1 protein-coding gene is annotated in these 206 nt (G+C 64.1%); it reads left to right on the top strand.

Annotation, left to right across the window (positions count from 1 at the left end; genetic code table 11):
• The coding region (locus tag AC5Y31_RS21845; RefSeq protein WP_499982998.1) for a beta-ketoacyl synthase N-terminal-like domain-containing protein at window positions 1-206 on the top strand (206 nt) is incomplete at both ends.

Here is a 206-nt window from a genome sequence, read left to right as displayed (position 1 = left end):
GGGACGATTTGTTCGCGCGAGGGTGGGTTCTTGTCGTCGTGGCAGCCTGCGGAGTTCGATGCGGAGTTTTTCGGTATCTCGCCGCGTGAGGCTGACGCGATGGATCCTCAGCAGCGGTTGCTGATGGAGGTGGCCTGGGAGGCGTTGGAGCATGCCGGGATCACCAAGGAGGCGATCCGCGGCACCCAGACCGGTGTCTTCGTCGG

This window comes from Mycobacterium sp. NGS18, from assembly GCF_059813185.1.
This window is presented reverse-complemented; position numbering and strand designations above follow the sequence as displayed.